Source organism: Rhizobium leguminosarum bv. viciae USDA 2370 (assembly GCF_002008365.1).
GTDB classification, from domain to species: Bacteria; Pseudomonadota; Alphaproteobacteria; order Rhizobiales; family Rhizobiaceae; genus Rhizobium; species Rhizobium leguminosarum.
In genome coordinates this window covers 676,768-687,017 of record NZ_MRDL01000059.1, presented here as the reverse complement: position 1 = coordinate 687,017, position 10,250 = coordinate 676,768, and the positions used below count along the sequence as shown (strand labels likewise).

The following is a 10,250-nucleotide window of genomic DNA, read 5'->3' as shown; positions in this document are numbered from 1 at the left end:
AATCTCTGCTTCTTCATTCGTCCGTCCCTTAATAGGCCGGACTCTAATCCATTCTGGAGGAAATTCTCAGTGGCAGGTCACCGTCTCGCCGCGGGCGACGTCCTGCGCCCAGGTCTTGAAGGCCGGATTGCCCGAGATCAGCCGTTCTGGAAGTGGGCCGGACTCGCGCGGCGCGAAGGATGGATTGGTGTCGATCGTCTTGAGGAGGGACATGATTTTGCTTTCCTAGGTTGAGAGCTCAGTAGCCGCGGCTGCGATCGATCAGTCCGATCGGATCGAGGCCTGCCTGGTGCCGCTTGATGTTGCCGATCACGGCCGCCGCGGCGGTTTCAGCTTGGGTGACGCTTGCAATGTGCGGCGTCAGCAGGATCTTCGGATGGTTCCAGAAGGCGTGGTCCTCAGGCAGCGGTTCCGGATCGGTGACGTCGACGACGGCGCCGGAGAGATGTCCGGTGTCGAGCGCGTCGACGAGCGCCTGATGATCGAGCTGAGCGCCGCGACCGACATGGACGAGCGCAGCGCCGGCCGGCAATCTGGCGAAGAGCTCGGCATTCAGGAAGCCGCGCGTCTCATCCGTCAGCGGCAGCAGGCAGATGAGAATGTCGGTGGTTGCAAGCAGGGTATCGAGGCCGTCGCGGCGGCTGAGGCATCGGATGCCGTCGATCTCGCGCGGGCTGCGGCTCCAGCCGCAAAGCGGAAAACCGAAGGGCTGCAGACGCTCGAGCACCGCGCTTCCAAGCATGCCGAGGCCGAGCACGCCGATGCGGCGTTCAGAGGCTTGCACCGGCGCGATCGTCTGCCAGGTCCGGCGCCGCTGCTGGTCGAGATAGGTCGGCAGGTCGCGATGGAGCGCAAGCACGGCCAGCGTCACATATTCCTGCATCATTCTGATGATGCCGTCCTCGACCATGCGCACGACCTTGACCGATGCTGGCACGGCATCGATGCGGAACTGGTCGATGCCGGCGCCGATCGAAAAGAGGATTTCGAGATTGCGATAGCGCGCGAGATCATCCGGCACCGTCCAGGTGATCAGGTAGCGCACGGCGTCCGCTTCGACCGACTTGGGATCCATGGAGAAGGCAATGTCGGGCAATTCGCGCGCGAAGGCTTCGGCGAAGATGGCGCCGCGCTTCGCGTCGGAATTGAAGAGAAAGGTCATTGCGTCGGCTCCTTGATCGGATGTCATCAGGCACAGCGGCGGCCAAGCGCCTCGACCATCGCCTGGCAGGCGAGCAGTTCGCCGGTGAGGATGAATTCGTCCGGCTTGTGGGCGCGGCCGATGTCGCCAGGGCCGCAGATGATCGCGTCGATGCCGGCGCGCTGGAAAAGGCCGGCCTCCGTGCCGTAGCTGACGGCGGCGAGCGGCTCGATGCCGGTCAGCTCGCCAAGCAGTGTCGCAAGCGGCGCATCGGCGGCAAGCGAAAGTGCCGGATAGGCGCTGAGTTCGCGCCATTCCACCTGAAAGCCGAACTGCGACAGCGCCTCGGCCGCCACTCGGAGCGGCGCCAGCAGCGTGACTGGATCGACGCCGGAAATAGCCCGCGCTTCGAACTCGGCCTCGCAACTGTCGGGAATGATGTTGACTGCCTGGCCGCCCTTCAGCGTGCCGACCTGAAGGGAGGAGTAGGGCGGTTCGAAGACATGCTCGAACGGGCCGGAGGTGAGCTGTTCGGCTTCGGCGCGAGCGCAGGCCAGAACATCCGTGATGGCATGGATTGCGTTCAGTCCCTGGTCCGGGCGCGAGGAATGGCCGGACCGGCCCCTGACCGTCAGCCGGGCGGCGGCTTTGCCCTTGTGGGCGCGGATCGCCCGCATGCCGCTCGGCTCGCCGATGATTGCACCAAGCGGGGCTGCACAGAGCTCCGGCAGGCAGGCAATCATGTGCGGCACGCCGCGGCAGCCGGCCTCCTCATCATAGGAAAAGGCAAGGTGGACGGGCTGGCGAAGTGGCATGGCCGCAAGCGCCGGGACGGCGGCGAGAACGACGGCCAGGAAGCCCTTCATGTCGGTGGCGCCGCGTCCGTAGAGGCGGTCCGCTTCGGCGCGCAGGCGGAACGGATCGCTGGTCCAGCCGCCTTCGGCGGCGGGGACCACGTCCATATGGCCTGAGAGGATATAGCCCGGCGTTTCCTTCGGGCCGATCGTGGCGAAGAGGTTCGACCGATCGCCTTCCGGGCCGGGAAGCTCGGTGACGACAGCGCCGTGGCTCTGCAGATAGTGCCGGATCCACGCGACGATCTCGCCATTCGGCGTGCCGACGACGGAGGGGAAGCCAACGAGCCTTTCGAGAATTTCAATTGCCTGCATGGGATTCCTCACAGTGCGGGGATCTTTGAGGGTGCTTGCAACTGGGCTGACGGGAGGCGACATTCCAGGCTCACGGTGAACGGCGACTGCGGCCGGTCGGGCCTAGTCAATGACTTTAGAGGACGGTCCAGGCTTTATTTGCCGAAAGCGCAGCGGATTTGGTCGATTGTTGTGTTTGCGCCGGCCCAACCAGTGAATTGTATCGAACGATCTGTTCTAGTCTGGTCAGAGAAGTTTCCGGGCGCAGGCTTGGCCAGAAAAATGCGGCAGGGGGTGGGAGTGAGCGAACTGACATCCGAATCCAGGTTCGTCGACAGTTTCGAGACGCACATTGCCGGGATCGACAGCGTCGCCCTCGACAAGTTGCATGCGCTGTCGATGACCGTCGCCTGGCCGCATCGTGGCGAAGACTGGCAGTTCTTGCGGGAATTCGGCCAGGGCATCGTGGCGATCGATGAAATCGGCCGCATCCTGGGCTCTGCGATGTGGTTTCCCTACGATGCCCAATTTGCAACGATCGGTATGGTCATCACCTCGCCGCGTCTTCAAACCAATGGCGCCGGGCAATGGCTCATGGGCCACGCGCTGGAGCAGGTCGCCGGGCGCAACCTCGGGCTGAATGCGACGCGCGCGGCGCGACGTCTCTATCGTTCCCTGAACTTTGTTCGCGAGGCACTCGTCTTTCAATGCCAGGGCGAAGCGATATCGCCGCCGGATGTGGAGCTGCCGTCCGGTGCTGTGATACGGGCAGTGGAGGCCGGCGATCTGGAAGCGATCGCCGAATTGGACTGCGTGGCCTTCGGCACCGATCGCAAGCTGCTCCTGGCCCGGTTGATGGCAAATTCCAAAGGCATCGTGTTAACCCGTGCCGGCAGGATCGAGGCTTTTTCGCTTTGCCGGCGGTTCGGGCGTGGCCATGTCATCGGTCCTATTGTGGCGGGCAGTGACGCAGACGCGATCGCCGTCGTCCGCCCACATGCCGCCGAGCATGCAGGAGCGTTCCTGCGCCTCGACACACGCGAGCAGGGCGGGACCTTTTCCGATTTCCTCTCTCGCTGCGGTCTTCCCGTTTACGACATCGTGACGACCATGTCGCTCGGCGGCCCTTGGCTTCCGGTTCCGGGACATCAGGCGGCGCACGAGCCGAGAACCTATGCACTCGTCAGTCAGGCACTCGGTTGACGCAGGCCTACCTGGCGATCGTTGTCGGATTCTAGAGCGGTTCAGCTTTTAACGGAAGCGCAGAACCGCTCTATCCTTTTGTTTTTACGCAATTCCGGACGGAAAACCGCTTCGCACTTTTCCTGGAATTGCTCTAAGCGCCGGGACAGACCGGTATGTCGATCAGAGCCTGCCGGCGTTCAAATTCGGGCCGGAACGAACGATATTGCCAGAGACCTTCCGGGCTTTCCCGGCGGTATACGGTCTCGAGCCAGAACACGGAGTCATCGATCGGCAAGACAGGATGCCAAGCATACCATTCCGACCAGATTTTTCCTGCCGGGTCGTTGTCCATGATCGCCACTCGCCTCCTCATCGTCAGCGCAACTCGAACATCCGTGCGGCACGGGAGCCGTTGTCGTTACGAAACCGGCTTTCGGCATCGGTCACGATCAGCTCCTGGGATCGATGGTCTCGATTTCCTGGAGTCGAGAGACACCGATCGCGAGAGGTCCGATTTCTGCTTGCTGCGATCCCAGCGTGCCGCGGCGAATGTTCTATAATACAGAATAGCAGCGGAAGAATATTCTTCAATAGAGATCATTTTCTCGTATTGCGCGAACTCTTCCTCTTCCCCCGTCGGGAGATGTTTCAGGTTGTGAGATGTGGCTCTGTTGACGAATGATTTCGTCGGTGGATGTAGTCGCCTCGATTGGGCTTCGACACCGGCGATAAGTTGCGGTGTTCAATCGCCACTGATCTGTTTGCGTGATGGTTGGATGCTCAGCCGATCGAACGCAGCCCGAGGTAGGCTGCCAGACTGATGGCGGAGAGAGCGATCGTCAGCCTGGGTCTCGCATCGTCGAACATGGCTGCCAGCGAAAGGCCGAGCATCAGGATGACGGATTTTGCCCAGAGATCTTGATCGGAGACGGTGAAAGCGATTGCCGCCAGAAAGACGGCGCTTGCGACGATTGTCACAGCGGCAGATTTCTCGGCGAGATCGCCGCCTGGGAAATACGGCAGAAGAAAACGCCGCATGCTCAAGCCTGAAGCGACGCTCAGAAGAAGACAGGTCAAGACAAGTTGCAACATAGGGTCGTCGCCGATCGATCCGCAGATAGCCCTAAGCATGCAAACCTCATGCCAGCCTCAAACCCTCAAAACGTCGTCCGACAGAGGCAACGTCGCGGCTTGCATGGCTATTTCCTCGGCGTCGCGACCCTTTTTTCGGCAATCGCTCGTCTGCTTGGGCTCATGTTTTTCGTCCGATCCGAAACTGGCTTGAGCTGGAGCAATGATTTTTATATAGAGAATTATCTATCGTCTTAATTCTGCAAACGAGATCCTTTCATTGGACCTTTCATCGATCGAGATATTCCTCGCCGTTGCCAGCGACCGCAGCGTTACCAAGGCTGCCAAGGCCGTAGGGCGGGCGCCGTCGAATGTGACGACGCGCGTCCAGCAATTGGAGGAGGACCTCGGCGTTTCGCTCTTCAGCCGTGACGGCAAGAAGATGACGTTGACGCGCGAGGGCGGGACGTTTCTCGCCTATGCCAACCGGCTTATGGCGCTTGCGCTCGAAGCGCGCCAGGCGGTGCGGCCTCTGGCCCCATCCGGGACATTGCGGGTCGGCACCATGGAGAGCACGGCGGCAAGCAGGCTGCCGGCGGCGCTGACGCAATTCAATCAGATGTGGCCGGAGGTGTCGCTTCATCTGACGATGGGGGCGTCCCGCGATCTGATCCGCGACGTTCTCTCTGATGCACTGGATTGCGCGCTGATTGCCCGCCCACCGAAGACGATGCGCGAGGAAGACTCGAGCTTCGATGCTGAACTCAAGGCGCTCGAAATGGAGCCGGTCTTCGTCGAGGATCTGTTGATCGTGTTGCCGTCCGGGCATCCCTCCATCAAGTCAGCCGCAGACCTGCGTGTCGGATCACTCGCCGCTTTGGAACCCGGCTGCACCTATCGCCGGATCGCCGAAAACTGGGCGCGCAAATCGAGCACCCTGCCGACGAGCGAACTCGGCTCCTACCACGCGATCTTGGCGAGCGTTGCGACGGGCAATACGGCCGGCGTCATGCCGCGATCCGTCCTTGATCTCATGCACTGGCCGACGCCTCTCCAGACCCATCAGCTCGGGCCTGTCGAGACGCTGCTCGTCTACCGCAGGAATGATCGCCCAAGCGCGTTCAACGCATTCCACGAAGTCCTCAGCGCGACAAGGGGCAGAGATATCAGGCTGGCAACAAACTAACCTGAACGTCTTCCTCCTTCGCCGCCAGATAATCCTCGCTTAAAATTGGTCTTGTCATGCAGTATCCCGTTTCCCCGAAGGTGAGACCGAGCCGCTTCCGCCGCTTCCGTTTGTTTTCACCTATTCTGGCCGGTGCGACCTTACGAGAGCGATTGATTGGATGTCTCGGCGCTTTGCTGGCCATTGGTCTCACCGGCGTCATCAGCGGCTATCTGTTCGGCCAGGGGCCGCATCTTCCCCTGATCGTCGCGCCGATGGGGGCGTCCGCGGTGCTTCTTTTCGCGGTGCCGGCAAGTCCGCTTGCGCAGCCTTGGTCGATCATCGGCGGCAATACGATTTCCGCTCTGATGGGGATTATTGCCGCCTATTTCATTCGCGATCCGATCATCGCGACCGGCGTCGGCGTTTCGCTTGCCATCGGCGCGATGTCCTTCACGCGGTGCCTGCATCCGCCGGGAGGAGCCGCCGCACTGACCGCCGTGCTCGGCGGTCCTGTCGTTGCCGGCTGGGGATTTCTTTTTCCCTTCGTGCCCGTCGCTTTGAACTCCTGCATCCTCGTCGGCCTTGGCCTGTTGTTCCACAAGCTTTCCAAGCGGAATTATCCGCACGTCGTTCCGAAACCCGCGGAGAACACCCATCAGACAGTGGACCTGCCGTCTGCCGTGCGGGTGGGTTTCCGCGAAGAGGATGTCGATGCGGCCCTCGAAGCGCTCGACGAAACCTTTGATATCGATCGGGCAGACCTCGGCCGGCTGTTGCAGCAGGTCGAGTTGCAATCGGCCATCCGCTCAAACGGCAAGATCAGCTGTGCCGATATCATGTCGCGTGACGTGATCGCCATTGGCGAAGCCTCGGAACCGGATGCTGCACGGCATCTTCTTTTGAAGCACAATATCCGCACCTTGCCGGTGAAGGATCCGGAGGGCCGCCTCGTCGGCGCCGTCGGCTTGCGGGAATTGTCCATGAGCACCGAGACCATCGCGCACGCGATCTCGAGGCCGGCGGTGGCCAGACCTTCGGATTCTGCTCTGTCGCTGTTGCCTGTTCTGACGGACGGTCGCACGCATGCCGTCATCATTGTCGACGACGACTACCGGATCCTTGGCCTGATATCGCAGACGGATCTCCTGAGCGCAGTGGCGCGATTGCTGCCAAAGGGGGACAATGCGATTCGGGCGGTGGCCTGAGCGGTGAGCGTGGAACGTAGCTGGAGAAAAAGTCGGTGCTGATCGAGCGCGATTCAAATGGCGATTTTATCCTGGAATCATCGGAGCTCGCGAGACGGTTCGGATTGTCGCTGGCCGATCTTCGCCGCCACATGCGCCATGGCTCCGTCGTCAGCTCCGTGGAAATCGGTACTGCCGAACACGAGGGGACGAAACGGGTGTCGCTTCGGCTCGGCAACAGGCTTTGGCAAGCCGTTTTGAACGATGAAAATGAAGTGCAGCAAGAGCAGATGACCGTTCTTCGGGGTAAATCCTCCGGACGGCATCCGGTCTGACCCCGTCCTTATGCATGGTGCGTTACGCCGGTTTGCTGCACCGCTCGGCCCTGTTCGCGCCGATCGAAGGAACGATCCCTTGCGGCCGCCGAGCGGCAGGTGGAAGTCGACGCTGGCCATCGGCAAATTGACTATGCCGGCTGGAAGCCCCTTGTTCAGTGCAGTCCGAGATAGGCCTTGCGGACGTCTTGGTTATCGAGCAGGGCGGCGCTGTCGCCGGAGAGATGAATGCGGCCGTTGACCATGACATAGGCCCGCTGCGAAAGCTTCAGTGCATGGTTGGCGTTTTGCTCGACGAGAAATATCGTTTTGCCCATCGCAGCAATCTCCCGCAAAACTTCGAAAACGCGCTTGACGATCAGCGGCGCCAAGCCGAGCGACGGTTCGTCGAACAGGATCAGTTCCGGCCGCGCCATCATGGCGCGGGCGATGGCGAGCATCTGCTGTTCGCCGCCCGACATGGTGCCGGCGGTCTGATTTCGGCGCTCCTTCAGGCGCGGGAAGAGCTCGAACATGGTGTTCCGGTCTTCTTCGAAGTGGGCCATGCCGATCGGCGTCGTGCCCATCATCATATTCTCTTCGACCGACATCTCCTGGTAAATCTGCCGACCTTCCGGGACGAGTGCTATGCCGCGCCTGGAAATCCTGCTGGTCGGCATCTGCGAGATGTCTTCGCCACGATGCAGGATCTTGCCCGATGAGGCGCGCGGCGCCCCGAAGATAGAAGAAAGCAGCGTGGTCTTGCCGGCGCCGTTTGCGCCGATCAGGCTGACGATCTCACCGGCTGAGATATGGACGTTCACCGCCTTCAGCGCTTCCACCGGGCCGTAATGGGCATGAACGCCGGCGAATTCGAGAAGCGGTACCTGCGTGTCGGACGACTGGCTCATGCTGGTACCTCTTCTTCGCTCACACCGAGATAAGCGGCGACGACGGCCGGATCGTTGGCGACATGCTGCGGCGTGCCGTCGGAGATCACCTCGCCATGATCGAGCACGACGATGTGGTTCGAAATGCGCATGACGAGACCCATGTCGTGCTCGATGACGAGAACCGTCTGCTTGTGATCGGCACAAAGCCGTTGGATGACCTCGGCCAGATCCAGCGTTTCGGAAGGGTTGAGGCCGGCAGCCGGTTCGTCGAGGCATATGAGGCTCGGGCCCGTGCACATGGCGCGGGCGATCTCGACGCGGCGCTGCCGGCCGTAAGGCAGTTCGCCGGCCAGGCGGTTGGCGTCGTCGGCAAGCTTCATTTGCCCAAGCCAGTGATAGGCGCGGTCGACAGCCTCTGCCTCGGCCTTGCGGAACGCCCGGGTCCGGAAAACGCCACTGAGGATGTTGTTGCGGGTGGCGAGATGTTGGGCGATCAGAAGGTTCTCGATGACCGACATTTCCTTGAACAGGCGGATGTTCTGGAACGTCCTGGCAATCCCGGCGCGCGTCACAAGGTGTGAGCCGCCGGTCATCGGTTTGGTCACCAACTGGCCGATATCCGTCGGACCATCGCGTCCGTTCAGCATGATGCGGCCTTCGCTGGAGCGATAGAATCCGGTGATGCAGTTGAACATCGTCGTCTTGCCGGCGCCGTTGGGACCGATCAGGGCGGTCACCGTGCCGCGTTCGACAGAAAAGCTGACGTCCCGGTTGGCGACGATGCCGCCGAAACGCATGGTGACATTCTGTACTTCGAGGATGGGGCTCATCGTCCAGCCTCCGCCTTGCCCTCAAAGGACAGTTCGCTGCCGATGCCTTCTTTCATCGAGCTCGGAAAGAATGCCGGGCGCTTGATGCGGACCAGGCCGCGCGGTTTCCAGAACATCATCACCACCATCAGGATACCGAAGACCAGAACGCGGTATTCGGCGAACTCACGCAGAAGCTCCGGAAGAATGGTGAGAACGAGTGCGGCCGAGATGACGCCCGCCGTCGATCCGAGGCCGCCAAGGACGACGATCGCCAGGATGAGCGCGGATTCGAAGAACGTGAAGGATGTCGGGTTCACAAAGCCCTGTTGTGCGGCGAAGAAGACGCCGGCGAGGCCGCCCGTGGAGGCGCCGAGCATGAAGGCCGTGAGCTTTGTGAAGACGTGATTGACGCCGAGCGAACGGCAGGCGATCTCGTCTTCCCGCAGCGCTTCCCACATGCGGCCGAGAGGGATGACGCGCAGTCGCTCCACGGCGTAGATGACGAAGCAGACGACAAGAAACAGCACGAAATAGAGAAACCAGAACCGGTAGTCCGCGCTGTAGGCGATGCCCAGATATTCATGAATGGGAACGCCACCCTGTTTGGCGGTACGGGTGAATTCGAGGCCGAGGAAGGTGGGTGCCGGAACCGGGGCGCCGTTCGGCCCGCCGGTGAATTCCAGCCAGTTGTTCAACACCAGACGAATGATCTCGCCGAATCCGAGCGTCACGATGGCAAGATAGTCGCCATGCATCTTCAGAACGGGAAAGGCGAGGATCATGCCGAAGAGGCCGGCCAGGAATGGGGCGAGCACCAGAGCGCCCCAGAAGCCGATCCCGAGATATTGCGATCCGAGCGCCAGGAGATAGGCGCCCACGGCGTAGAAGGCGACGTAGCCGAGGTCGAGCAGGCCAGCAAGCCCGACGACGATGTTAAGCCCCAGGCCGAGAAGGCAGTATATCAGGGCAAGAATCGCGATACCCAGGAGGTATTTGTCGGCAAAAAACGGCAAGCTCAACCCGGCGACAAACAACAGGGAAAGGACCAGCAGCGGCGACCTTTCCTTGCCGGTCATGACGGTCACACCGGCGCCGTTGCCGGCCATGCGCCGGGTGAGTTTTCGGCCGAGGCTGCTGATCTGGAACAGCGAGAGCGCTAGACGTCCTGCCGTGACGACGGCCGCTAGGAGTACCGCGCGCATCAGTTCGTTCGTGAACGAAAATCCGGCGAGAACCAGCCCCGAGATCGGGCCGAACAGGATAAGGGAGACTGTAAAAGTGAGGAGCGCTTGCTTGAGGAGTGCGCGAAGGCGGTTGGATTCCATCGTTCTTGC

General features: G+C 61.4%; 11 protein-coding genes and 1 pseudogene. 4 read left to right on the top strand and 8 right to left on the bottom strand.

Annotation, left to right across the window (positions count from 1 at the left end; translation table 11 throughout):
* Positions 1–78: 78 nt before the first annotated feature.
* The 3 genes and pseudogenes from BS629_RS37255 to argE form a co-directional block, all read right to left on the bottom strand.
* A pseudogene (locus tag BS629_RS37255) lies at positions 79–213 on the bottom strand (cupin domain-containing protein); the annotation flags it as partial.
* 25 nt (positions 214–238) lie between these two features.
* Complete coding sequence (locus BS629_RS37250) at positions 239–1,162, bottom strand: 2-hydroxyacid dehydrogenase (RefSeq protein WP_020493441.1); 924 nt, start codon at positions 1,160–1,162, stop codon at positions 239–241.
* 26 nt (positions 1,163–1,188) lie between these two features.
* Entirely contained in the window at positions 1,189–2,310 is a 1,122-nt protein-coding gene (gene argE / locus BS629_RS37245; RefSeq protein WP_018245972.1) for an acetylornithine deacetylase, read from the bottom strand.
* Positions 2,311–2,571: 261 nt separating this feature from the next.
* Between argE and BS629_RS37240 the strand changes: the two genes are divergently transcribed.
* A complete protein-coding gene (locus tag BS629_RS37240) occupies positions 2,572–3,492 on the top strand; it encodes a GNAT family N-acetyltransferase (protein WP_018245971.1) in 921 nt (306 codons plus the stop codon).
* 133 nt (positions 3,493–3,625) lie between these two features.
* On the opposite strand, the gene BS629_RS37235 is transcribed toward BS629_RS37240, so the two are convergent.
* Positions 3,626–3,826: a hypothetical protein gene (locus tag BS629_RS37235; protein ID WP_026188725.1), complete on the bottom strand. Its 201-nt coding sequence runs from the start codon at positions 3,824–3,826 to the stop codon at positions 3,626–3,628.
* 428 nt (positions 3,827–4,254) lie between these two features.
* A complete protein-coding gene (locus BS629_RS37230) occupies positions 4,255–4,566 on the bottom strand; it encodes a hypothetical protein (protein ID WP_077988811.1) in 312 nt (103 codons plus the stop codon).
* A gap of 259 nt (positions 4,567–4,825) precedes the next feature.
* Between BS629_RS37230 and BS629_RS37225 the strand changes: the two genes are divergently transcribed.
* The 3 genes from BS629_RS37225 to BS629_RS37215 are packed head-to-tail and all read left to right on the top strand — an operon-like array spanning position 4,826 to position 7,232.
* A complete protein-coding gene (locus BS629_RS37225; protein WP_018245967.1) occupies positions 4,826–5,731 on the top strand; it encodes a LysR substrate-binding domain-containing protein in 906 nt (301 codons plus the stop codon).
* A gap of 56 nt (positions 5,732–5,787) precedes the next feature.
* Positions 5,788–6,918 carry an HPP family protein gene (locus BS629_RS37220; RefSeq protein WP_018245966.1) on the top strand — a complete coding sequence of 377 codons (1,131 nt, stop codon included), beginning with the start codon at positions 5,788–5,790 and terminating at the stop codon, positions 6,916–6,918.
* A gap of 35 nt (positions 6,919–6,953) precedes the next feature.
* Positions 6,954–7,232: a DUF6522 family protein gene (locus tag BS629_RS37215; RefSeq protein WP_018245965.1), complete on the top strand. Its 279-nt coding sequence runs from the start codon at positions 6,954–6,956 to the stop codon at positions 7,230–7,232.
* A 155-nt stretch (positions 7,233–7,387) separates the two neighbouring features.
* Here BS629_RS37215 and BS629_RS37210 read toward each other — a convergent pair whose 3' ends face one another.
* From BS629_RS37210 to livM, 3 genes are read right to left on the bottom strand one after another with little or no spacing between them, the layout of a single operon-like run.
* The gene (locus BS629_RS37210; RefSeq protein ID WP_018245964.1) at positions 7,388–8,122 is read right to left on the bottom strand and encodes an ABC transporter ATP-binding protein; all 735 of its coding nucleotides are present in this window, start codon (positions 8,120–8,122) and stop codon (positions 7,388–7,390) included.
* Positions 8,119–8,934 (bottom strand): ABC transporter ATP-binding protein, encoded by an 816-nt coding sequence (locus BS629_RS37205; protein ID WP_018245963.1) that lies wholly within the window; start codon positions 8,932–8,934, stop codon positions 8,119–8,121. The genes BS629_RS37210 and BS629_RS37205 overlap by 4 nt, the downstream gene beginning before the upstream one ends.
* Complete coding sequence (gene livM / locus BS629_RS37200) at positions 8,931–10,241, bottom strand: high-affinity branched-chain amino acid ABC transporter permease LivM (RefSeq protein WP_018245962.1); 1,311 nt, start codon at positions 10,239–10,241, stop codon at positions 8,931–8,933. The genes BS629_RS37205 and livM overlap by 4 nt, the downstream gene beginning before the upstream one ends.
* Between the last annotated feature and the right edge of the window lie 9 nt (positions 10,242–10,250).